Source organism: Chromobacterium sp. Panama, from assembly GCF_003052555.1.
Classification (GTDB): domain Bacteria; phylum Pseudomonadota; class Gammaproteobacteria; order Burkholderiales; family Chromobacteriaceae; genus Chromobacterium.
The window spans coordinates 4,748,310-4,771,873 of sequence record NZ_QARX01000001.1; the positions used below are offsets into that span (position 1 = coordinate 4,748,310).

At 65.2% G+C, this 23,564-nt stretch carries 21 protein-coding genes; 13 read left to right on the forward strand and 8 right to left on the reverse strand.

Annotated features, from left to right (window positions below):
* Positions 1-341 precede the first annotated feature (341 nt).
* Both DB032_RS21330 and DB032_RS21335 read right to left on the reverse strand, forming a co-directional pair.
* Positions 342-1,049 (reverse strand): pseudouridine synthase, encoded by a 708-nt coding sequence (locus tag DB032_RS21330; protein WP_107802064.1) that lies wholly within the window; start codon positions 1,047-1,049, stop codon positions 342-344.
* Between the two features lie 52 nt (positions 1,050-1,101).
* On the reverse strand, positions 1,102-3,018 hold the full coding sequence (locus DB032_RS21335; RefSeq protein WP_107801221.1) for a diguanylate cyclase: 1,917 nt from the start codon (positions 3,016-3,018) through the stop codon (positions 1,102-1,104).
* A gap of 334 nt (positions 3,019-3,352) precedes the next feature.
* On the opposite strand from DB032_RS21335, the gene DB032_RS21340 reads away from it, so the two are divergent.
* A complete protein-coding gene (locus tag DB032_RS21340) occupies positions 3,353-3,940 on the forward strand; it encodes a TetR/AcrR family transcriptional regulator (protein WP_107801222.1) in 588 nt (195 codons plus the stop codon).
* Between the two features lie 141 nt (positions 3,941-4,081).
* Here DB032_RS21340 and DB032_RS21345 read toward each other — a convergent pair whose 3' ends face one another.
* Positions 4,082-5,218, reverse strand: a complete 1,137-nt coding sequence (locus DB032_RS21345; protein ID WP_048412756.1) for a PilT/PilU family type 4a pilus ATPase — start codon at positions 5,216-5,218, stop codon at positions 4,082-4,084.
* Positions 5,219-5,264: 46 nt separating this feature from the next.
* Complete coding sequence (locus DB032_RS21350; protein ID WP_043589321.1) at positions 5,265-6,302, reverse strand: type IV pilus twitching motility protein PilT; 1,038 nt, start codon at positions 6,300-6,302, stop codon at positions 5,265-5,267.
* Between the two features lie 268 nt (positions 6,303-6,570).
* Here DB032_RS21350 and DB032_RS21355 point away from each other — a divergent pair, with 268 nt between their 5' ends.
* The 6 genes from DB032_RS21355 (at position 6,571) to aroG (ending at position 11,097) form a co-directional block, all read left to right on the forward strand.
* Complete coding sequence (locus DB032_RS21355) at positions 6,571-7,263, forward strand: YggS family pyridoxal phosphate-dependent enzyme (protein ID WP_107801223.1); 693 nt, start codon at positions 6,571-6,573, stop codon at positions 7,261-7,263.
* Positions 7,264-7,316: 53 nt separating this feature from the next.
* The gene (gene proC, locus DB032_RS21360; protein ID WP_107801224.1) at positions 7,317-8,120 is read left to right on the forward strand and encodes a pyrroline-5-carboxylate reductase; all 804 of its coding nucleotides are present in this window, start codon (positions 7,317-7,319) and stop codon (positions 8,118-8,120) included.
* An 8-nt stretch (positions 8,121-8,128) separates the two neighbouring features.
* Positions 8,129-8,710 carry a YggT family protein gene (locus DB032_RS21365; protein ID WP_107801225.1) on the forward strand — a complete coding sequence of 194 codons (582 nt, stop codon included), beginning with the start codon at positions 8,129-8,131 and terminating at the stop codon, positions 8,708-8,710.
* Between the two features lie 92 nt (positions 8,711-8,802).
* Positions 8,803-9,108, forward strand: coding sequence for a c-type cytochrome (locus tag DB032_RS21370; RefSeq protein WP_107801226.1), 306 nt, complete (start codon positions 8,803-8,805; stop codon positions 9,106-9,108).
* Positions 9,109-9,392: 284 nt separating this feature from the next.
* Entirely contained in the window at positions 9,393-9,803 is a 411-nt protein-coding gene (dksA, locus tag DB032_RS21375; RefSeq protein WP_019102526.1) for an RNA polymerase-binding protein DksA, read from the forward strand.
* A 232-nt stretch (positions 9,804-10,035) separates the two neighbouring features.
* Positions 10,036-11,097 (forward strand): 3-deoxy-7-phosphoheptulonate synthase AroG, encoded by a 1,062-nt coding sequence (gene aroG, locus DB032_RS21380; RefSeq protein WP_107801227.1) that lies wholly within the window; start codon positions 10,036-10,038, stop codon positions 11,095-11,097.
* Between the two features lie 48 nt (positions 11,098-11,145).
* Here the strand turns inward: aroG and DB032_RS21385 are convergent, their stop codons facing one another.
* Positions 11,146-12,573 (reverse strand): PLP-dependent aminotransferase family protein, encoded by a 1,428-nt coding sequence (locus DB032_RS21385; RefSeq protein ID WP_107801228.1) that lies wholly within the window; start codon positions 12,571-12,573, stop codon positions 11,146-11,148.
* Between the two features lie 115 nt (positions 12,574-12,688).
* On the opposite strand from DB032_RS21385, the gene DB032_RS21390 reads away from it, so the two are divergent.
* The 5 genes from DB032_RS21390 (at position 12,689) to DB032_RS21410 (ending at position 19,561) form a co-directional block, all read left to right on the forward strand.
* Positions 12,689-13,903, forward strand: coding sequence for a benzoate/H(+) symporter BenE family transporter (locus tag DB032_RS21390; protein ID WP_107801229.1), 1,215 nt, complete (start codon positions 12,689-12,691; stop codon positions 13,901-13,903).
* A 103-nt stretch (positions 13,904-14,006) separates the two neighbouring features.
* Positions 14,007-15,395 carry an aminopeptidase P family protein gene (locus tag DB032_RS21395; protein WP_107801230.1) on the forward strand — a complete coding sequence of 463 codons (1,389 nt, stop codon included), beginning with the start codon at positions 14,007-14,009 and terminating at the stop codon, positions 15,393-15,395.
* Between the two features lie 150 nt (positions 15,396-15,545).
* Positions 15,546-17,564 carry a choline BCCT transporter BetT gene (gene betT, locus DB032_RS21400; protein ID WP_107801231.1) on the forward strand — a complete coding sequence of 673 codons (2,019 nt, stop codon included), beginning with the start codon at positions 15,546-15,548 and terminating at the stop codon, positions 17,562-17,564.
* A 79-nt stretch (positions 17,565-17,643) separates the two neighbouring features.
* Positions 17,644-18,738, forward strand: coding sequence for an NAD(P)/FAD-dependent oxidoreductase (locus DB032_RS21405; protein ID WP_107801232.1), 1,095 nt, complete (start codon positions 17,644-17,646; stop codon positions 18,736-18,738).
* A 58-nt stretch (positions 18,739-18,796) separates the two neighbouring features.
* Positions 18,797-19,561: a DeoR/GlpR family DNA-binding transcription regulator gene (locus DB032_RS21410; RefSeq protein WP_107801233.1), complete on the forward strand. Its 765-nt coding sequence runs from the start codon at positions 18,797-18,799 to the stop codon at positions 19,559-19,561.
* Positions 19,562-19,607: 46 nt separating this feature from the next.
* On the opposite strand, the gene DB032_RS21415 is transcribed toward DB032_RS21410, so the two are convergent.
* Entirely contained in the window at positions 19,608-20,330 is a 723-nt protein-coding gene (locus DB032_RS21415; RefSeq protein ID WP_107801234.1) for an SDR family oxidoreductase, read from the reverse strand.
* Positions 20,331-20,445: 115 nt separating this feature from the next.
* On the opposite strand from DB032_RS21415, the gene DB032_RS21420 reads away from it, so the two are divergent.
* Entirely contained in the window at positions 20,446-21,273 is an 828-nt protein-coding gene (locus tag DB032_RS21420) for a LysR family transcriptional regulator (protein ID WP_107801235.1), read from the forward strand.
* A gap of 421 nt (positions 21,274-21,694) precedes the next feature.
* Here DB032_RS21420 and DB032_RS21425 read toward each other — a convergent pair whose 3' ends face one another.
* Positions 21,695-22,888, reverse strand: coding sequence for an amino acid aminotransferase (locus DB032_RS21425; RefSeq protein WP_107801236.1), 1,194 nt, complete (start codon positions 22,886-22,888; stop codon positions 21,695-21,697).
* Between the two features lie 340 nt (positions 22,889-23,228).
* Positions 23,229-23,528, reverse strand: coding sequence for a superinfection immunity protein (locus DB032_RS21430; protein WP_107801237.1), 300 nt, complete (start codon positions 23,526-23,528; stop codon positions 23,229-23,231).
* Positions 23,529-23,564: the final 36 nt, after the last annotated feature.

A 23,564-nucleotide genomic window follows, 5' to 3' on the forward strand; every position in this document is an offset into this window, starting at 1 on the left:
ATGACGGAGCCGTGTAATTTTTTTAAGTAAATAAACAATGTTACTCATTAAATAAATTACATTAATGGCAATCGATGGAAAAGTATCGATAGCAAAGCCTATTTAGCCCCCCATCTGAAATCACGGCCAAATCAGGAGGCTCCCACCACAAGCGCCGCTTGTCAGGCGCAAAAAAGCCCCGGGCGCGGACGCGCCTCGGGGCACTTCAATGCATTCCATGCCGCGATCAACTTGATGAGCGGCCATGCCGGCGCGCGGCGCCGCGCCGCGCGACAAAAAAAGGCCGCCTTGAAAGGCGGCCTGTTCGGCATGCGGCGCTTATTGCCGCCAAGCGGGATGATTCACGACCAACCCAGGCTGGCCAGCTCCTCCGCGCTCAGATGCCGCCATTCGCCCTGCGGCAGCTCGCCCAGCGCCACGCTGCCCAGGCTGATGCGGTGCAGCTGTTCCACCCGGTTGCTGGCCGCCGCCACCATGCGTTTGACCTGGTGATACTTGCCCTGGGTGATGGTCAGCAGAATCACATGGCTGTCCAGCCGCTCTATGCTGTCGGCGGCGAACTCCGCGCCTTCGTCGTTCAGATAAACCCCGCTTTGCAGCTTGGCGATGAACTCCTCGCTGGCCGCGTGTTTCAGCGTCACCTGGTAGCACTTGGGCACCAGCTTCTTGGGCGAGCTGAGCGCGTGCACGAACTGGCCGTCGTTGGTCAGCAGGATCAGGCCGGTGGTGTCCACGTCCAGCCGGCCCACGGCGGTGATGCCCAGATTGCCGAACTGATAAGGCAGCAGCCGATAAATGCCGGGATTGTGCTGCGGCTTGTGCGAGGTTTCGTAATTGGGGGGCTTGTGGAACAGCAAGTAGAGCGGCCCGGTCACCACGTCCCAGGGCTTGTCGTCCACCACCAGTTGCCGGATATCGGCCAGTTCCACCTGCTGACGGTAGTTGTCGACGATCTCGCCATTGAGTTCGACCAGGCCGTAGTCGATCAGCTGCCGGCATTCCTTGCGGCCGCCAAAGCCTTGTTGTTGCAGTAGTCGGTAAAGTTCCATCAGCGGATGGTAGCACACCGCCCCCGACGCGCCAGGCCGCCAAGCCGGAGCGTCAGGACACCAGCGGACGCATGGGATCCGCCACGCACACCCGGTCGCGCCCTTCCTTCTTGGCGCGGTACAAGGCCGCGTCGGCGGCGGCCACCACGCTGCCGGCGTCGGTGCCGTGCAGCGGGCACAGCGCCAGCCCCACCGACAAGGTGACGCGGATATCGTGCCCGCCGGCCACGATGGGCAGAACGCGCACATCGTGGCACAGCTGGCGCGCCTTGGCGTAGGCGTCGTTCAGCGACGCGCCGGGCAGCAGGATGAAGAACTCTTCGCCGCCGTAGCGGCACACGATGTCTCCGCTGCGGAAGGCGTCGCTCAGATGCGCCGCCAGCGCCGTCAGCACCGCGTCGCCGCAAGGGTGGCCATACCGGTCGTTGATCTGCTTGAAATGATCGGCGTCGACCATCAACACCGCCACGTCCCTGTGCACCGCCAGCATATGGCTGAGGATGCGCGGCAGAATATCGTCCAGATGACGGCGGTTGAACAGGCCGGTCAGCGGATCGCGCAATGCTTGCTCACGCAAGCCCTGCTGCAGCAGTTCTATTTCATTCAGATTCTGGCGCAGCGCCTGATTGGCCTGCAGCAAATCCTGCTCCAGCTGTTTGCGCTCGCTGATGTCGTTGACGCCGTTGATCACAAACCAGCCGTCGTCGGCCCTCACCACGGAACAGGAGATCAGCGCCCAGAACTCCCGGCCGTCGGCGGCGCGCAGCCGCACTTCGCGGTCGCGCACGCAACCGCCTACGCGCAGCAGCGCGGACACGCGCTCGCGCTCGGTTGGATCCACGTAGAAGTCCTGCACCCGCAGCGGCCGCCCGGGCGCCAGACGTTCGCGGAACAACTCCTCGGCGCGGGCATTGGCGTAGATCAGTTCGCCGCCCTGCAAACGGTTCATCGCCAAGGGGAAGGGCGCGGCGTCGGCCATCAGGCGCAAACGCGCCTCGCTGTCCGCCAGTTCGCGGGTGCGGGCGCGGACCTTGCCCTCCAATTGGCGATTGACGCCGCGCAGCCTGGCCTCGGTGCGTCGCAGATCCACCGCCAGCGCGCCGAACACCAGCAAGGTGGTGGTCTGGATCAGCATCAGCATGCTGAGAGTCAGCAATGCCTGCTCGCCGTGCCCGAAAGCGCCGTGGCCGGACACGCCGCCGGCCAGAGCCAGCAGCAAAATCCCCAGCGACAGGCCATGGGCCAGCCGCAAGCGCTGGCGAAACGCGAACCACAGCAGAGGCAGGCTGAAGCAATAAGGCAGGGCGGCATAGCGTCCGGTGCTGTCGTCTATGCCCAGCATGGCCAGGCCGGCGACCAGCAAGGTCAGCCAGGCGGTCAAACCGTCCAGCGAGCCGAGGCCGCCGTGGCCTTCGCCTGTCACCGCGCGCCTCAACAGCAGCAGACAGGGCGTCAGGCTGAAAATGCCGGCCAGGTCCGCCAACCACCAGGCGATGAAGTGACGCCCCAGCGGCAATAAGAGTTGCGGCTGGCCATGCAGCAGGGCCGCCGTGCCGCCCATGGCGGCGACGGCCGCGGCCAGCGCCGCGCCGGCAATGAAGGCCTGGACATAGGACAGGCTGTGCAAGGGCAGGCGCCGGCCGCAGCGGTAGCGCACCAGCAAGGCGCCCAACAAGCTGCCCACCGTATTGGCGCCGGCGATCAACAAGGCGTCCGCCAGCGGCAACTGGCGCGACAAGAGGCTAAACAGCAAAGATCCCGCCGCCAGCCCCATGCCGTAGCGCTGGCCGCCGCGCAAGGCGACCGCCATCGCCAGGCCGGCCGGAAACCAGGCCGGCGTCAGCCAGGTTTCCGCATTCATGAAGCCGGCCATCAATAGCCGCGCCAAGCCCCAATAGGCCGCGGCCACGCTCAGCTGCCGCCATGCGGCCGCCCAAAAGCCCGCGGCGGCATCCCTCCATCGCTGCATGCTTGTCTCCACCCTCCCTCAGCGCACAGCCGCGACGGCCGGCGAATGGGGGAAACCATCCGTCCCCCGCGCGCCGGCTTGAGCGCGACCGGTGTTCCGGGCCGTCCCCGGAACGGGGAGCAAGGCGGGAAACGCCGCTTTTTAGTCAATATAGATATATCGGACAAATTCCGCCGTCATTCCTTGGCTTTCTTGACTGCCACGCACGCAGGGGGCGGGCGGGCTATCTTGCTGATTCACATCGCGATTGAATAAATGATAGCTATCATCTAAAACGGAATCACCGCTTCGTCATTGCGTTGCGCCACCCTCTAGCCGAACAGGAAGGTCAACGATGCGCTACAGCTCAACTCACAAGACCGAAACCCGTCAACGGATCCTGACCATGGCCTCGCTGCGTTTTCGAGCCGAAGGCGTGGCCAATGTCGGCATCGCCAATCTGATGGCCGATTTGGGACTGACCCACGGCGGTTTCTACGCCCACTTCCACAGCAAGGACGATCTGGTGGCGCAATCCTGTCGCCAGGCGCTGCTGGACATGAACGAGATTTGGCAGGCCCAACTGGAGCAGGCGCCCAACGGCGCCGGGCTGAAACGGCTGGCCAAGGATTATCTGAGCGCGGCGCACCGCGACTTTCCTGACTCCGGCTGCGCCGCCGCCGCGCTGGCCGGGGAGCTGGCCCGCCACGACAAAGCCACGCGCCAGGCGTTTTCCGAAGGCTTGCAGGCGCTGCTGCACACGCTGCGCCAGGCGCAACAATGCGACACGGCGGCCGGCTCGCGGCCGGCGCTGGCGCCCGAAGCCTGCCTGGCCCTGATGGTGGGCGCCTTGCTGCTGTCCCGCGCCATCTCGGACGAGACGCTGTCCGACCGACTGCTGAAAACCGCGGCGGCGGCGCTGGCCCTGCAAGCCCGGGCGTAGAACCCGTTCAAAACCTCGCGGACAAGCGCGAGACAAGACCTTGCGGCGGAAGAAACGGAAGGAGCGCGCGGCGCGTGAGCATGCTGAGGCCTAGCCGCCGCGCGAGATCTCGCGCAGCGCAGCAGGTAGGAAACGGCCTCTTTAGACGATGTCGAGGTGGTCTATGCCTTCCAGCGGGTCCCTGGACTTGGAGCCTTCGCTGTAAAGCTTGATCTTCAACCGCAGATCGTTGATGGAGTCGGCGTTGCGCAGAGCGTCCTCGTAGCTGATCAGATCCGCCTCGTACAGCTCGAACAAGGACTGGTCGAAGGTCTGCATGCCGGTCTCGCGCGAGCGGCCCATCACTTCCTTCAGGCCGGCGATTTCTCCCTTGAAGATCATGTCGGACACCAGCGGGCTGTTGAGCAGGATTTCCACCGCCGCCACCCGGCCGCGGCCGCTTTTGATCGGCACCAGCCGCTGGGAAATGATGGAACGCATATTCAGCGACAAATCCATCAAGACCTGTTGATGACGCTCCTCGGGGAAGAAGTTGAGGATGCGGTCCAGCGCCTGGTTGGCGTTGTTGGCGTGCAGCGTGGCCAGGCACAGGTGGCCGGTTTCGGCGAACTGCAAGCCGTAGCCCATGGTTTCGCGGTCGCGGATCTCGCCCATCAGGATCACGTCCGGCGCCTGGCGCAGGGTGTTCTTCAAGGCGATGTCCCAATCATCGGTGTCCACGCCCACCTCGCGCTGGGTGATGATGGACTTCTTGTGCTGGTGCACGTATTCGATCGGATCTTCGATGGTGATGATGTGGTCGTGGTTGTGGCTGTTGCGCCAGTCCACCAGCGCGGCCAGCGAGGTGGATTTGCCCGAGCCGGTGCCGCCGACGAAGATCACCAGCCCGCGCTTGATCAGCGCGATGTCGCGCAAGACCAGCGGCAGGTTGAGCTGGTCGAAGGTGGGGATTTCGGTGTTGATCTTGCGCAACACCATGCCGGCGTGGCCCTGCTGCACATAGGCGCTGACGCGGAAGCGCCCCAGGCCCGGCGGATTGATCGCGAAGTTGGCCTCCTTCTTGGTTTCGAACTCCTCGGTCTGCCGGTCGTTCATCACCGCGCGCACCAATTCCTTGGTGTGCTGGGCGGACAGGGGCTGCGGCGCCACCGGTGTGATCTTGCCGTCTATCTTCATCGCCGGCGGGAAATCGGCGGCGATGAAGACATCGGAGGCGTTCTTGCCGGTGGCGTGCTTCAGCAGATCCAGTATGAACTTGGAAGCCTGGTCTTTTTCCATGATGAGGTCCCGCGGGTCGCCGTTTCTAGTGTAGCGCAGCGCCCGCTCAGAATTGATCCTTGTTGGCGGCCTTTTGTCTGGCGTCCGCCGGCGACACCATATTGCGCCGCACCAGCTCCTGTAGACACTGGTCCAGCGTCTGCATGCCGTGCTGCTGACCGGTCTGGATCATGGAGTTGATCTGGGCGATCTTGTTTTCGCGGATCAGGTTGCGGATCGCCGGGGTGCCCAGCATGATTTCATGCGCGGCCACCCGTCCGCTGCCGTCCTTGGTCTTGAGCAGGGTCTGGGCGATCACCGCGCGCACCGATTCGGACAGCATCGAACGCACCATCTCCTTTTCCCCGGCCGGGAACACGTCGACGATACGGTCTATGGTCTTGGCGGCGGAGCTGGTGTGCAGGGTGCCGAACACCAGGTGGCCGGTTTCCGCCGCGGTCAGCGCCAGGCGTATGGTTTCCAGATCGCGCAATTCGCCCACCAGGATCACGTCCGGGTCTTCGCGCAGGGCGGACTTCAGCGCATTGGCGAAGCTGTGGGTCTGCAAGCCCAGCTCGCGCTGGTTGATCAGGCACTTCTTGCTGTCGTGGACGAACTCGATCGGATCCTCCACGGTCAGGATATGGGAGAAGTGGTTGTCGTTGATGAAATCAATCATCGCCGCCAGCGTGGTGGACTTGCCTGAGCCGGTGGGGCCGGTCACCAGCACCAGCCCGCGCGGAAAGGCGGCGATTTCCTGGAAGATCTTGGGCGCGCCCAGCTGCTCCAGCGACAGCACCTTGGACGGAATCACCCGGAACACCGCCCCCATGCCGCGGTTCTGCACGAAGGAGTTGACGCGGAAGCGGGCGATGCCGGGCAGGTCGAAGGAAAAGTCGCACTCGAAGGTGTCTTCGAAGATTTTGCGCTGGTAATCGTTCATGATGTCGTACACCATGTCGTGCACGTCATGGTGGTCCATCGGCGGCAGGTTGATGCGGCGGATGTCGCCGTTCACCCGGATCATCGGCGGCAGCCCGGCGGACAGGTGCAGGTCGGACGCCTTGTTCTTGACCGTAAAGGCCAAGAGCTCCGAAATTTCCATAATATAATCTCCACGATGACTGCGCCGCCGCCATGGTTTCAGCCGCCAGGCGACCACTTGAAAAATAATGAAGAACCGCCCGCGTCGGCGACGCGCCCGAACGAGACCCCGGCATTTCCGGCTCTGGCGCTGATTGTAAGCTCAACTCAGCCATTTGGGATATCGCCGTCACCCCATATTATTAATGATGCGCGGCCATGATTCTTTGTAGAAACCCCAAACCCGGGCAACAAGCCTCACCGCCCGCAGCAAACCATTTCTCGACGCCATGACAGACTCCATCTCCCAACCCTTGCAGCAAGTCCGCCAACGCCTGGCGGACGCGGAACACGCCGCCGGCCGTCCGGCGGGATCGGTGCGCTTGCTGGCCGTCAGCAAAACCTTCCCCGCCGCGGACATCGAGCAAGCCTATCTTGCCGGCCAGCGCGCCTTTGGTGAAAACTACGTGCAGGAATTGCAGCAGAAGGCCGAGGCGCTGGCCGGCCTGGAGATCGAATGGCACTTCATCGGCCCGATGCAATCCAATAAAACCCGAGCGGTGGCGGAATTGGCGCACTGGGCCCACTCGGTGGAGCGGCTGAAAATCGCGGAACGGCTGTCGGCGCAACGTCCGGCGGCGCTGCCGCCGCTGAACGTGTGCATTCAGGTGAACGTGTCCGGCGAGGCCAGCAAGAGCGGCTGCGCGCCGGAGCAGGCGCTGGAACTGGCGCGCGCGGTGGCGGCCTTGCCGCGTCTGACCCTGCGCGGCCTGATGTGCATCCCGGAACCCACGGAGGACACGGCGCGGCTGGCGTCTCAGTTCGCCCAGCTGCGCAGGCTGCGCGAACACCTGATCGCCGAAGGGCTGGCGCTGGACACGCTGTCCATGGGCATGTCCTCCGACATGGCCGTCGCCGTCGCCGAAGGCGCCACCCTGGTGCGGGTGGGCACGGCCATTTTCGGCGCGCGCCATTATCATTGAATGACATCGGCTTGAAACGATAGCGGTTTCAGGCCGGTTTATAAGGAAAAAGCATGCGGATTACCTTCATAGGCGGCGGCAATATGGCCAACGCCATCATCGCCGGCCTGATCAAGCAGGCGGCGCATCGCATCCACGTGGTGGACCCGGACGCCGGCAAAGTGGAACGGCTGCGCCAGGAATACGACGTCAGCGGCGGCGCGGCGCTGCCGGACGCCTTCGGCATCGGCGACATCGTGGTGCTGGCGGTCAAGCCGCAGCATCTGCGCGACTTGTGCCTGGAGCTTGAGCCCAGGCTCAACGGCGCGCTGGTGATCTCCATCGCCGCCGGCATCCGCCTGGACGCGCTATGCCGCTGGCTGGGCAGCAAGCGCGTGGTGCGGGTGATGCCCAACACCCCGGCGATGATAGGCAAGGGCGTGTCCGGCCTGTTCGCCTCGGTGGGCGTCAGCGAAGACGACCGCCAGGACGCCAACACCGTGATGCAGGCGGCCGGCATCACCGTCTGGCTGCAAAACGAACAACGCATCGACGACGTCACCGCCGTGTCCGGCAGCGGCCCGGCCTATGTGTTCTATTTCATCGAAAGCATGATAGAAGCCGCCCAGCAAACCGGCTTTTCCGAAGCGGAAGCGCGCCGGCTGGTGCTGGCCACCTTCGAAGGCGCGGTGGAACTGGCCAAGCAAAGCCCGCTGTCCGTGGCCGCCTTGCGCACCAATGTGATGTCCAAGGGCGGCACCACCGAACGCGCCATCGCCCGCTTTGAGGCGGAAGGCGTCAAGCAGGCCATCATCGCCGGCACGCTGGACTGCCGCGACCGCTCCATCGAAATGGGCCAACAACTCAGCCAGGACTAAGCCACATCATGTTCTTCGACACTTTGCGCTTTCTGATCCACACCCTTTGCGGCCTGTTCGTGCTGGTGCTGCTGCTGCGCTTCTATCTGCAAGTGGCGCGCGCCCCGTTCAAACACCCGCTGTGCCAGTTCGTGATGGCCGCCACCAATTTCGCGGTGCTGCCGCTGCGCAAGCTGGTGCCGGCGATGCGCGGCTACGACAGCGCCACCATGTTGCTGGCCTGGCTGGTGGCGCTGCTGTCCAATGTGCTGGTCACCTTGCTCAGCTCGGTGCCGGAAGTCTTCACCTTTCCGCAGGTCTGGGTGGCGCTGTCGCTGCTGTCGCTGCTGGAAGTGTTCAAGCAATCGCTGACCCTGTTGATGGGCAGCGTCATCGTTCAGGCCGTGCTCAGCTGGGTCAGCCCCTACAACCCGCTGATGCCGGTGCTGGACGCGCTGACCCGGCCCTTCCTGCGCCCGTTCCGCAAGGCCAATATCGGCGGCGTGGACCTGTCGCCGCTGGTGCTGCTCCTGATCATCCAGGTGATCCTGATGCTGCCGGTGCGCATGCTGGAAGCAAGCTTCTTGACCCAACTCAAGGTAGTACTGTAGCAATTCAGGTTATTTGTCATATTTTTTCGCGGCCGCGCTTTGCGGCCGCTCGTTTGGCAACCGATTTGCATCACCACACCAGGAGACTTCCAATGAAAAAAGCCTTGCTCGCCGCCGCCCTGTTGAGCGCCGCCGCCGCTCCCGCCTTCGCCAATATGCAGCTGGCGCAAAAATACAGCTGTACCGCCTGTCACGCGGTGGACAAGAAGATCGTCGGCCCGGCCTATAAGGACGTGGCCAAGAAATACGCCAGCCAGAAAGGCGCGGAAGCCATGCTGATGGCCAAGATCAAGAACGGCGGCTCCGGCGTGTGGGGCCCGGTGCCGATGACCCCGCATCCGAACATCCCGGACGCGGACCTGCGCGCGCTGGCCAAGTGGGTGCTGTCGCTGAAATAAGCCATCCCGACGCTAGAAACCCGGCACGCCGCACGGCGCGCCGGCTCCCGGAAAAAGGCGGCGCATTGCCGCCTTTGAACTGTCCGGGACATTTTATGTCTTAGCCTGTTGCGCCAATACCCTTTTAACGATGCCTCAGGCTTGTTACCGGAGTGAAACAACGCTATACCGATTGTCAGCAGCAGGGAGTTAATATCACCTAAGCGCCTAAGACAGTTGCAGAAATAGCGGGGCGCCGGTAATCTTCTCCGCCTGTTGCCAACTCTATGCTGGAAGCACCTATTATGGCCAAACTAACCGAACAGGATATCCTCAACTGGACCGGCGACGATTACATGAACGCCGACCATCTTGAGTTTTTCAAAGACCGGTTGTTGCAGATGCAGCAGGAGTTGCTCTCTAACGCAAATGCGACCGCCAATCACCTGCAAGAGCAGGAAGCCACGCCGGATCCCGCTGACCGCGCCACGCTGGAAGAGGAATACGCGCTGGAACTGCGCACCCGCGACCGCGAGCGCAAGCTGCTGCAAAAGATCCAGGCCTCGCTGCGCCAGATCGAAGACGGTTCTTACGGCTTCTGCGAAGACACCGGCGAACCGATCGGCCTGCGCCGCCTGATGGCCCGCCCCACCGCCACGCTGTCGGTGGAAGCCCAGGAACGCCGCGAACGCATGAAGCGTCAGTACGCCGACTGACCGTTCCGGCTCTCGCCCGCAAAACGCCCTGGCCGCATCCGGGGCGTTTTTCATGTCCGCCTGTCCCTCGTCCAAGAAAAACAAGCAGATAAATCGGGAGCCGATAGCTTATCCCTAACGATCATCTAGTATGAATTTAGGGCATTAAAGCAGGCCGGCCGCTTGTCTAGCGTCGTGGAATCCGGTTATCTTGCTGCTATGCAAAAACTGAAATAGCAAGGAAGCCGCCTTTATGCAACGCCAGACCGACGACGTCAGAATCCGCGAAATCAAGGAATTGCTGCCGCCCATCGCCCACCTGTACGAACTGCCGATCACCGAGGCCGCCTCCGAGGTGATTTACGCCGCCCGCCGCGACATCTCCGCGCTCTTGCGCGGCGAGGACGACCGCCTGCTGGTGGTGATCGGCCCCTGCTCCATCCACGACACCGAAGCCGCCATCGAATACGCCAAGAAACTGGCGCCGCTGCGCGAGAAGCTGGCGGAAGAACTGGTGGTGGTGATGCGCGTCTACTTTGAAAAACCGCGCACCACCGTCGGCTGGAAAGGCCTGATCAACGATCCGCTGCTGAATGAATCCTTCGACATCAACAGCGGCCTGCGCATCGCGCGCCGCCTGCTGCTGACCCTGAACGACATGGGCATGCCGGCGGCCACCGAATTCCTGGACATGATCACGCCGCAGTACTTCGCCGACCTGATCAGCTGGGGCGCCATCGGCGCGCGCACCACCGAAAGCCAGGTGCACCGCGAACTGGCCTCCGGCCTGTCCTGCCCGGTGGGCTTCAAGAACGGCACCGACGGCAATCTGAAGATCGCCGTGGACGCCATCCGCTCCTCCAGCGTGCCCCACCATTTCCTGTCGGTGACCAAGACCGGCCACTCCGCCATCGTCTCCACCGGCGGCAACCCGGATTGCCACGTGATCCTGCGCGGCGGCAAGGAACCCAATTACTCCGCCGAGCACGTGAGCGCCGCGGCGGCGGAACTGGTCTCCGTGGGCCTGCCGCAAAAGCTGATGGTGGATTTCAGCCACGCCAACAGCCGCAAGGACTACCGCCGCCAGATGGAAGTGGCCGACGACATCGCCGGCCAGCTGGCCGCCGGCAACGCCAATATCTTCGGCGTGATGGTGGAGAGCCACTTGGTGGAGGGCCGCCAGGACCTGAAGCCGGGTTGCGAGCTGACCTACGGCCAGAGCGTCACCGACGCCTGCATCGGCTGGGACGACACTGAAAAACTGCTGACCACGCTGGCAAACGCGGTGAAGGCGCGCCGCGCGCGCCAAGACTGAGCCAACGCCCTCTGGCTGACTCGCGGCGGAGCATGCGCTCCGCCGTTTTCATTGGCTCAGCTGCTCGCCGGCCAAGCGCCCCAGCGTGCGGATCGCCCGCGCCAGCTCCGGCGACCACGGCTGTCCAAAGTTCAGCCGCAGACAGTGACCGAAGCGCGGCTCGGCGGAAAACACCAGGCCCGGCGCAAAACTGATGGATTCGGCCAGCGCCCGCTCCAGCAGGCGACCGGCGTCCAGCCCTTCCGGACACTCCACCCACAGCAGCAGCCCGCCCTGCGGCCGCCGCAGCCGCGTGCCCTTGGGAAAGGCCGCCAGCACCGCGTCCGCCAGTTGGCCCATCTGCCGCGCCAATTGCCGCCGCAGCTGGGCGGCGAAACGCGCGTAATCGCCGTCCGCCAGCATATCCGCCAGCACCGCCTGATACAGCGCCGAGCTCACCAGGCTGCTGCTATTGCTCAAGCGCGCCAGCGCCGCGTGATGGCGGCCGCCGGACAGCCAGCCCAGGCGGAACGAGGGTGCGAAGCTCTTGGTGAAGGACGAGCAGTAAATCACCTCGCCGCGGCGGTCCCAGGCTTTCAGCGGCGTCGGATGCTGCTCGCCGAAGTAAAGCTCGCCGAACACATCATCCTCGATGATGGTCAGGCCGTGACGGTAAGCCAGCTGCAACAAGCGCTTTTTGGCTTCGTCCGGCATCAAGGCGCCGGTGGGGTTCTGGAAATTGGTCACCGTCACCAGGCAGCGCGGCGCCGGTCCGTGGCGCAAGGCGAACTCCAACGCTTCCAGCGACAGGCCGGCGTCCGGCGTGCACGGGATTTCCAGCGCCTTCAAGCCCAGCGTCTCCAGCGTCTGTAGCAGGCCGAAGTACACCGGCGTCTCCACCGCCACGGTATCGCCGGGACGGGTCAGCAAACGCAGCGACAGGCTGATCGCCTCGGTGATGCCGTGGGTGAACAGGATGGCGTCCGGCTCCAGCGCCAACTGCCACTGCGCCGCCAGCTCGCACACCAGCCGGTTCAGCCGTGCCTGTTCGTCACGCGGCAGATAGGCGCCGATCAACTCCGGCCGGCCGCTCAAGGCCTGCTGCAGCCGGCGCGCCAGCGCCGCCGCCGGATACATGCCGCAATGCGCCTCCGCCATGTGCAGCTGGACGCCGATGTCCAGTCTGGACCATTCGATCAATTGCGACATGCGGCTGTCCACCCGCACCAGAGTCGCCGCCGACGGCACCTCGCTGGCGGCGGCGCTCGCCCATTGCGCGCGGCTGGGCAAGGCGGCGAAAAAGCCAGCGCGCGGCCGGGCGCTGACGCGCTGCTGACGCTCCAGGTGGCGATAGGCCGCCAGCGCGGTCAACACATTGACGCCGTGTTCGGCGGCCAGCCGCCGCACCGAGGGCAGCCGGCTGCCGGGCGGGTAGGCGCCGCTATCCAGCCGCTGCGCGATTTCGGCGGCAATACGCAGATACAGGGAATCAGTCATCGCTGTTATATAGAACAGATTAGGCGCAGCATAAACTGTTTGCGCCGGCTGTGGGAGGGCGCGGGCTGACGTCTGCGTTAGGCTGAGGCGACTTCTCATTGCAAGAAAGCGCATCATGCAGTCCTCCTTCTGGCGCGACCTGTCGCCCTCCGCCGCGCTGGCCGCGGTGCTGGCCCTCTTGGTCGGCTACTCCGGCCCCTTCCTCATCATCGTCCACGCCGCCCAATCCGCCGGCCTGTCTCCGGCCCAGCTCGGCTCCTGGATCTGGGCGGTGTCCATCGGCTCCGGCGTGGCCGGCCTATGGCTGTCCTGGCGCTGGAAAGCGCCGGTGATCACCGCCTGGAGCACGCCGGGCGCGGCCTTGCTGCTGGCCGCCCTGCCCGGCGTGCCCTACGGCGAGGCGGTGGGCGCCTTCCTGGCCGCCGCCGCCATCGTCACCCTGCTGGGGGTCAGCGGCTTGTTCGACCGGCTGATGAAGGTGTTCCCCGCCGCGCTGGCCGCGGCGATGCTGGCCGGCATTCTATTCCGCTTCGTCGCCGAACTGGCCAGCGCCGCCAGCCACGATCCGTTGCTGGTGGTCAGCATGGCCGCGCTGTTCTTCATCGGCCGCCGCTTCTTCCCGCGCTACGCGCTGCCGGCCGCCATCCTGCTCGGCCTGCTGCTGGCGGCGGCGCAAGGCCTGTTCCAGCCGTTGCCGGTCCACGGCGGCGGAAATGGTCCACTGTTCACCGCGCCGCAATGGTCATGGAGCGCCTTCTTCAACCTGGCGCTGCCGCTGGCCTTGGTGGCGCTGACCGGCCAGTTCCTGCCCGGCATGGCGGTGCTGGCCTCCTCCGGCTACCGCATTCCGGCGCGCTCGCCGGTGTCGCTGCTAGGCGCGGTGTCCATGCTGACCGCCCCCTTCGGCGGCCACGGCGTGGTGTTGGCGGCGATCACCGCCGCCATCTGCACCGGCCCGGAAACCCATCCCGACCCCAAGCGCCGCTACGTGGCCGGCGTGATCTGCGGCCTGCTCTACCTGGCGCTGGGCGTGGCCGGCGGCGCGCTGGCCAGCCTGATCCTGACCCTGCCCAAGGCACTGGTGGCCACCGCCGCCGGACTGGCGCTATTCGGCACCCTGGCCTCATCGCTGAGCGCGGCGCTAAGCGATGAAAGCCGCCGCGAGGCGGCGCTGATCACCTTCGTGGTGGCCGCCTCCGGCGTCAGCATCGCCGGCCTGGGCGCGCCGCTGTGGGCCTTGCTGGCCGGCGGCGCGGTGGCCTTGATCCTGCGGCCGGCCAAGGTCGGAACCGCCAGCGCCAGCGCCGACGCCGCGCGCCAACGCGGCTGAACCGGCACTGGCCGCGCGGCGGCCAGCATGATAAGTTAAAGGACTGGATACAATATTCCGCACGGCAAGCACCGGGCGGACCCTTCCCACTCCCGAGGAAACCATGTTCGCTGCCACCGTATACGCGCAACGCCGCGCCCGCCTGCAAGCGGCCGGCCTGTCCGGCCTGTTGCTGTTTGTCGGCAATGTCGATTCGCCGATGAACTATCACGACAACACCCTGCCCTTCGTGCAGGACTCCAGCTTCCGTTATTTCTTCGGCCTGAACGAACCGGGCCTGGCCGGCCTCATCGACGCCGACAGCGGCGAAGCGACGCTGTTCGGCAACGATCCGGACGTGGCCGACATCGTCTGGACCGGCCCGCTGCCCAGCCTGGCCGAACGCGCCGCGCTGGCCGGCCTGACACACAGCCGCGGCTACGCCGAACTGGCCTCCGCGCTGAGCGCCGCGCGCGCCGCCGGCCGCGCCGTCCATTACCTGGCGCCGTACCGCGGCGAGACCCTGATTGAAATGGGCCGCTTGCTGGACGTTCATCCGGCCAAGGTCAAGGACGGCTTCTCCGCGCCGCTGACCCATGCCGTGGTGGCGCTACGCGAAATCAAGGGCGACGAAGAAATCGCCGAAATGGAAGCGGCGCTGGCGGTGACCCGCGACATGCACGTCGCCGCGATGCGCCACGCCAAACCCGGCGTGATGGAATACGAGGTGGTGGGCGAGATGGAAGGCATCATGCGCCGCCGCGACTGGCAGCTGGCCTATCCGTCCATCTTCTCCCGCCGCGGCGAAGTGCTGCACAACCATCACCACGACAACCGCCTGGAAAGCGGCGACCTGGCGCTGAACGACACCGGCTGTACCTCCGGCGGCGGCTACGCCAGCGACATCACCCGCACCTTCCCGGTGGGCGGCAAGTTCAGCCCGCGCCAGCGCGAACTGTACAATATCGTGCTGGACATGCAGCTGGCCGCCATCGAGGCGATGAAGCCGGGCGTGCGCTATCTGGACGTGCACAAGCTGTCCGCGCGGCTGATGGTGGAAAGAATGAGCGCGCTGGGCTTCTTCCAGGGCGACGCCGACGCCATCGTTGAATCCGGCGCCTACGCCATCGCCTTCCCGCACGGCCTTGGCCATCAGATCGGCATGGACGTGCACGATATGGAAGGCCTGGGCGAAGACCTGGTGGGTTACGGCGAGGACACCGAGCGCAGCCCGCTGTTCGGCCTGGGCTACCTGCGTCTGGGCAAGCCGCTGAAACAAGGCATGGTAGTGACGGTGGAGCCCGGCATGTACTTCATCCCGGCGCTGATCGAAGCCTGGGCCGCCGAAGGCCGCCACAGCCAGTACATCGACTACGACAAATTCCGCGAATACCAGGACTTCGGCGGCATCCGCATCGAAGACAATGTGCTGGTCACCGCCGACGGCAGCCGCGTGCTGGGCGCGCCGATTCCCAAGACGGTGGAAGAAGTCGAAGCCGCGATGGCCGGTTGAAACCCGCCGCTCCCGCCTTCCAGCCGCCCATGGGCGGCTTTTTCACGCCCGGTCGCCTGCGCTCGCCCCCGCGTCGCATTCTGACCAGCCCCCGCCGCGGGCCGATGCTAGTGTCGGTCTTTCCTTGCGTCAGCATCGGGAGACCCCTACATGGCTGCATTACCGGAAACCGGGGCGGCAGACCGCCTCAACCGCGCAGTGTTCCTCGGTTCGTCCAGCTGCATTCTGGCGCTGGCGCTGTGGGCGATGCTGGACGCCGACGCCGCCGCCCGCGTCATGGCCCAGGTGCTGGGCTGGATCACCGAAGGCTTTGGCTGGTACTACTTCCTGGCCGCCACGCTCTATGTCTTGTTCGTCCTGGTCATCGCCTGTTCCCGCTTTGGCAGCATCAAGCTGGGACCGGCCCATTCGCGGCCGGAATACAGCCTGTTCACCTGGGGCGCGATGCTGTTCGCCGCCGGCATCGGCATCGACCTGATGTTTTTCTCGGTGGCCGAACCGGTCACCCACCTGCTGGCCCCGCCCGAGGGCGCGCCCGGCACCCACGCCGCCGCGCGCCAGGCCATGTCCTGGACCCTGTTCCACTACGGCATCACCGGTTGGTCGATGTACGCGTTGATGGGCATGGCCTTGGGCTATTTCAGCTATCGCCATCAATTGCCGCTCAGCATCCGCTCGGCCCTCTATCCCATCTTCGGCCGCCGCATCCACGGCGCGCTCGGCCACGGCGTCGACATCGCCGCCGTGCTCGGCACCATCTTCGGCATCGCCACCTCGCTGGGCATAGGCGTGGTGCAGCTCAACTACGGCCTGCGTTTCATGTTCGACATTCCGGAAGGGGTGCTGCCGCAAGCCTTGTTGATCCTGCTGTCGGTGGCGATGGCCACCCTGTCCGTGGTCTCCGGCGTGGACAAGGGCATCCGCCGGCTATCCGAGCTGAACGTACTGCTGGCCATCCTGCTGATTCTGTTCGTGCTGTTCAGCGGCAATACCGTGTTCCTGCTCAACGGCTTGGTGCTGAATGTGGGCGACTACCTGAACGGCTTCGCCGGCATGACCCTGAACACCTTCGCCTTCCAGCGCCCGGTGGACTGGCTGAACGCCTGGACCCTGTTCTTCTGGGCCTGGTGGGTGGCCTGGGCGCCCTTCGTCGGCCTGTTCCTGGCGCGCATCTCGCGCGGCCGCACCCTGCGCCAATTCATCATCGGCACCCTGGTCATCCCCTTCGTGTTCACCTTGATCTGGATTTCCATCTTCGGCAACAGCGCGCTGGACCTGGTGCTGGCCGGCAACCAGAGCTTCGGCAAGACCGCGATGGAAACGCCGGAACGGGCGTTCTATTCGCTGCTGGCGCAATACCCGTGGACCGGTTTCAGCGCCCTGCTCGCCACCGTCACCGGTCTGCTGTTCTACGTCACCTCGGCCGACTCCGGCGCGCTGGTGCTGGGCAACTTCACCTCCATCCTCAAGGACCCGGCCAGCGACGCGCCCAAGTGGCTGCGCATTTTCTGGTCGCTGGCCATCGGCATCCTGACGCTGTCCATGCTGATGGTGGGCGGCGTGCCCACGCTGCAGAACGCCACCATCATCATGGGCTTGCCCTTCTCTTTCGTGATGTTCTTCATCATGGCCGGCTTGTACAAAGCGCTGCGGCGCGAAGGCATGCGCGAAGACAGCCGCCAGGCCAGCCTGGCCGGCTCGCTGTCCGGCCGCACCTACGCCCACTCCGATCCGCGGCTGAACTGGCAGCAACGGCTGAGCCGGGCGATGAGCTATCCGGACGCGGACCAGACCCGGACCATGCTGGAACACAGCTGTCTCCCCGCCTTGCGCGAGGTTTGCGCCGCGCTGCGCCAGCGCGGCGCCAAGGCGCGGCTGGAACAGGAAACAGACCCGCAGACCGGCCTGCCGCGGCTGGGCCTGCTCATCGCCGGCGACGCCGCCTTCCGCTACCGCATCCAGGCCGCCATGGCGGCCACGCCCTCCTTCGCCATCCGCGCCGCGCCCGGCCATTACTGCCGATTGGAAGTGCACTTGCAGGACGGCAGCCAGGGCTACAGCCTGTGGGGCTACCACAAGGAACAGATCATCGCCGACATCCTGGACCAGTACGAACGGCATCTGCACTACCTCCACCTCAGCCGGCAAGCGCAGTCCGCCGCCTCATAGACCTCCGCGCCGCCGGGCTGGACGCCGCCGTCGCGGCGTCGCACCATGCGCTATTCAATCCGGCATGATGGGAAGCGCGATGGAAACCGTGGAATGCGTGGTGATAGGCGCCGGCGTGATCGGCCTGGCCGTGGCGCGGCAGCTGGCGATGGCCGGCCGCGAAGTCCTCATCGTGGAAGCGGAAAGCGCCATCGGCCAGCATGCGTCCAGCCGCAACAGCGAAGTGATCCACGCCGGGCTCTACTATCCGCCCGGCAGCCTGAAAGCGCGGCTCTGCGTGGCCGGCCGCCAGCGGCTGTACGACTACTGCGCCCAGCGCGCGATTGCCCACCGGCGCTGCGGCAAGCTCGTCGTCGCCGCAAACGAGGCCGAACTGCCGCGGCTGCAAGCCTTGCAACAGCGCGCCGCCGCCAACGGCGTCGATGATCTGCGCTGGCTGGATGCGGAACAGCTTCAGGCGCTGGAGCCGGCCTTGCAGGCCCGCGCCGCGCTGTTGTCGCCGTCCACCGGCATAATAGACAGCCACGGCCTGATGCTGGCCCTGCTGGCCGACGCCGAGGCCCACGGCGCGACGTTGGCCTTGAACTCCCCGCTGCAAGACGGCCGCGTGAGCGGCGACGGTTTGGAGCTGAACATCGCCGGCATGCGGCTACGCGCAGGGCTGACGGTCAACGCCGCCGGCGCGTGGGCGCCGCGGGCGGCGGCCAGCATTGCCGGCGTTCCACGTGAAACCATTCCCACGCCCTATTACGCGCGCGGCGTCTATTTCGCGCTGCAAGGCCGCTCGCCGTTCCAGCGCCTGATCTACCCGCTGCCCGAGGCCGGCGGCCTGGGCACGCATCTGACGCTGGACCTGGCCGGCCAGGCGCGCTTCGGCCCGGACCTGGAATGGGTGGACGCCATCGACTACCAAGTGGACCCGGCGCGCGCGGAGCGCTTCTACGCCGGCGTCCGCCGCTGGTGGCCGACGCTGCCGGAACAGACGCTGGCGCCGGCCTACGCCGGCATCCGCCCCAAGATCGCCGGACCCGGCGCGCCGGACGCGGACTTTCTGATCCAGGGCCCGGCGCAGCACGGCGTGCCCGGCCTGCTCCAACTCTACGGCATCGAATCCCCCGGCCTCACCGCCAGCCTGGCGCTGGCCGAATACGCGGCGGCGACGCTGACGGCATAGCGCCGGGACGAGTTGTCCGCTTACAATCGAACCGTCCCAACCCGCCGCCTCGCAGTCTATGCTCATTCTGAATCAACGCCAGCAGGAATTGCTGGCCATGGTCAAACGCGACAGCTACGTCAGCGTGGAAAAGCTGGCCGAACATTTTTCCGTCACCCGGCAGACCATACGCCGCGACATCGCGCTGCTGGCCGAGCATCAGTTGCTGCAACGCTATCACGGCGGCGCCAGCGTGCTGTCCAGCGTGGAGAACGTCGCCTACCAGGCGCGGCAGGTGCTGTGCATAGACGAAAAGCGCCGCATCGCCGAATGCCTGGCCCGCCACATCCCGGACAACGCTTCGCTGTTCATCAATCTGGGCACCACCACCGAGGAAGTGGCCAAGGCGCTGCACCAGCACCGCGGCCTGCGGGTGATCACCAATAATCTGCACGTGGCGGACACCATGTGCGACTACCCGGACTGCGAAGTCATCGTGCTGGGCGGCATGCTGCGCAAACGCGACCGCGGCATCACCGGCGAGGCCACGGTGCAGCTGATCCGCCAGTTCCGCGTCGATTACGGCATCATCGGCATTTCCAGCATCGAGCTGGACGGCACGCTGCGCGATTACGACTACCGCGAGGTGCGCAGCGCCGAGGCCATCATCCAGCAATCCCGCCATGTCTTCCTGGCCGCCGACCACAGCAAGTTCGACCGCCCGGCGCTGGTGGAGCTGGGCCATCTGTCGCAGATCGACGCGCTGTTCACCGACCAGCCGCCGCCGCCCGCCGTCGTCGAGCTGATGCGGGAGGCGGATACCCAGTTGTATGTGGCAGACTGAGCCGGCCTCGGAGCCCGCTCAAGGTCCGTCCGCCTTGCGCCGCGTCTCAGGGCTGCTGCCGCGTCGCCGCCAGCACGATCTCGCGAATGCACACATTCTGCGGCTGCTGATAGGCGTAGACGATGGCGCTGGCCACGTCTTCCGCCGCCAACACGCCGCCCATCTCCTGTTTCCAGGCTTCGTAACCGGCCTTGATCGCCTCGCTGCTGGTATGCGACAGCAACTCGGTGTCCACCGCGCCCGGCGCTATCGTCACCACCCGCACGCCGTGGTCCGCCACTTCCTCGCGCAGATTCTCAGACATCGCGTGCACCGCGAACTTGGTGCCGCAATAGGCCACATGGTTGGGAAAGGTCTTGCGCCCGGCCACCGAGCTGATATTGATCACCGTGCCGCGCTTGCGCTCCACCATGCCGCCCAGCACCGCGTGGATGCCGTTGAGCAGGCCGTGCACATTGACGTCGAACATGGTTTTCCACTCCTCCGGCGCCTGCTCGGCCATCTGTCCCAGCAACATCACGCCGGCGTTGTTGACGATGGCGTCCACCGGCCCGAAGCGGCCCTCCGCCTCCGCCACCGCGGCGGCCAGCTGGGCGCGGTCGGTCACGTCCACCGCGCGGCACAAGGTATTGGGCAAGGCCAGCGCTTCCAGCCGCTCCACCCGACGCGCCAATAGCAAGAGCGGATGGCCTTGTTGCGACAACAAACGGGCGGTGGCGGCGCCGATGCCGGAGCTGGCGCCGGTGATGACAATGAGAGCCTTACTCATGGAACTTCTCCTTTAGCAATAAAAATAACTGATATCAAATCCTTGAGCAGCACTATAATTCGCTGACGATTCCACGAAAAATCGTTTATTCCACTTGCTGCCATCGGTTTAATTTATGGATATCCGCTCACTCAAAGCCTTCATCGCCGTATTCGAAGAGCGCAACATCACCCAGGCCTCGGCGCGTCTCTACCTGAGCCAGCCTGCGCTGTCCGCCACCATCCGGCAACTGGAAGAACAGCTGGGGGCCGCGCTGTTCCAGCGTCAGCCGCGCGGGGTGGAAGTGACCGACGCCGCCCGGCTGTTATACCCGGCGGCGCGGCGGCTGGTGGAAGAAGCCGACAGCCTGACACAGCTGTTTCGCGGCCGGCAGGACTGCCTGCCGCTGACGCTGGGTGTGGCGGCGGACCTGGGCCAGGCCGACGTGGCGCGCGTGTTGGCGGCGGCCTACCGCGCGGTGGACGGCTTGCTGCTGGAACTGGCTGCGGGCTGCGCCGGCGACGCGCGGCTGGACGAGGAGGCCAATCGTTGCGAGGACGAGCTGTTCCTGCCGCTGTGGGAAGAGGATTATGTGCTGGCGATGCGCGCCGACGCGCCGCTGGCGGGACAGCCGCTGCTGCGGCCGGGACAACTGCTGGGCCAGGACCTGATCGCCTGCCCGGACCATCCGTCGCACCAGCGCTTCGCCAGCCTGTTGGGCGAGGCGGCGCGGGAACTGGCGGTGGCGGCGCGCTGCGCCACCCTGCAACAGGCGGCGACGCTGGCCGCGGCCGGCGCCGGCGTCGCCTTCGTCCCGCAGGGGCTGGCCCTGGACCAACCCGGCCTGTGGAGCTGCCGGCTGGATCAGGCGGCGCTCAGTCGCCGCATCGGCCTGTGCTACGCGCCGGACGCTTTGGCCAAGCCGGCGCTGGCCCGTTTGAAACAAGGCCTGGCCGGCGGCTGAGGACCTGTTTTAACAGCGGCTGACAAAACTCAGTTTTACGGCAGAGGCAAGACGCGCCGACGTAGGCAGTGCCTTGAGTACGGCAAGCCGGCGCAGCACGGCATCAGCGGTTTTGTCAGCCGCGCTTGGTCTTAGAACCTGTTCAAAGTCTCGCGAGCTAAGGCGAGACGAGGCGAAAACGGCTGAAGAAGCGGAATGTACGTGTGGTACATGAGCATTCTGAATGCCGTTTTCAACGCCGTATCGCCGACGCGCAGCAGGCTTTGAACAGGTTTTTAGAACCTGTTTACGATCTCGCGAGCTAGAGCGAGACAAGGCGAAAACAGCTGAGAAAGCGGAATGTACACGTGGTACATGAGCATTTCGAAGCTGTACTCACCGTGTCACATTTCACAACGCGCAGCAGATCGTAAACAGGTTCTTACTGCACCGCGGCGAAAGCCTTGGCCACATAAGACGCATTGGCGCGGGTCAAGCCGGCCACGCACATGCGGCCGGTGCCCACCAGATAGACACCGAAACGCTCGCGCAAGGCATCCACCTGGGCCTGGCTGAAGCCGGTGTAGCTGAACATGCCGCGCTGATGGACCAGATAGGCGAAGTCCTGCTCCGGCAGCGCCTGCTTCAGCACCTCCACCAGAATGCCGCGCATCTCCAGGATGCGGCCGCGCATCTCGTTCACCTCGGACACCCACAGCGCTTTCAGCTCGGCGTCGCCCAGCACGGTGGCGATCAGACGCGCGCCGGTGGTGGGCGGGTTGGAGTAGTTGCGGCGCACCGTGGCCTTGAGCTGGCCCAACACCAGCTCCGCCTCGGCCTGGCTCGGGCATACCACCGACAGGCCACCGCAGCGCTCGCCGTACAGCGAGAAGATCTTGGAGAAGGAGTTGCTGACCAGGAAGGACACGCCGGCGTCGGCCATCGCGCGGATGGCGTAGGCGTCCTCATCCAAGCCGGCGCCGAAACCCTGGTAAGCGATGTCCATGAAGGGAATCAGCTGCTTGCGCTTGGCCAGCGCCACCACCTGATCCCACTGCGCATTGTCCAGATCCGAGCCGGTGGGGTTGTGGCAACACGGATGCAGCAGCAGGATGCTGCCGGCAGGCAGGGTTTCCAGCGTGTCCAGCATCGCCGCGAAGTCCACGCCGCGGGTTTGCGGATCGAAATAGGGGTAGCGATTGACCGCGACGCCGGCGCCTTCGAAGATGGCCACGTGGTTGTCCCAGGTCGGATCGCTGACCCACACCTGGGCGTCGGGGAAATAACGCTTGAGGAAGTCCGCGCCCACTTTCAGCGCGCCGGAGCCGCCCAGGGTCTGGATGGTGGCGACGCGGCCGGCGGCCAGCGCCGGGTGTCCCTCGCCGAACAACAGCTCCTGCACCGCCTTGCGGTAGGCCGGCAGGCCGTCCATCGGCAGATAAGTGCAAGGCTGGGCCGGCTGGGCCGCCAGCTTGGCCTCAGCCTGCTGCACCGCGTTCAGGCGCGGAATGCGGCCCTGCTCGTCGTAATACAGGCCGATGCTGAGGTTGACCTTGTCGCCGCGCGCATCCTTGCCGAAGGCGTCGACCAGCGACAGGATGGGATCGCCGGCGTAGGCGTCGACGTGCTGAAACATGTGTTTCTCCTTGAGTAGTGTGGTATCGCCTCGTGCAGCCGTTTAGAACGGCTAACAAACCCCTGATGCTGCGTTGCGCCGACTTGCCGTACTCAACGGCGCGCCATGCCTCAGGCGTGAAACCCATATTTGTTAGCCGCTCTTAGAACGTGTTTACGATCTCGCGAGCTCAGGCGAGACCAGGCGAAAACCGCTGAAAAAGCGGAATGTACGAGTGGTACATGAGCATTTCGAGACGGTACTCACCATGCCACGTCTCACGACGCGCAGCAGATCGTAAACAGCTTCTTACGCCGCCCTCTGACGGGGCGGTAAAGATAGAGTATTGTGCCAGACGGACTCAGGACCCGGACGCCAGATCGTCGCGCTTCAGCGCCAGCATCATCGCCGCGATCCACGGCAGGATCAGCCAGCCGCCCAGCACATTCAGCGCCGCCACCAACTTCAGCCGCGGGCTGCCCACCAAGGCGGCGGTCAAGGTCGGCACCAGGTAAGCGCCGCCCAAGGCCAGCGCATTACCCAGATACATCGCCCATTGCTGCCACTGCGGCTCACCGCTGTAAGCGCCGTAAGCCCACAAGGCCAGCGCCGCCGCCAGCACCGTGAAGAACAGCTTGCGCGCCATCGTCAAAATCTTCATATCTTCCTAATCCGTTCTCGCCGCGACGGCGCCATC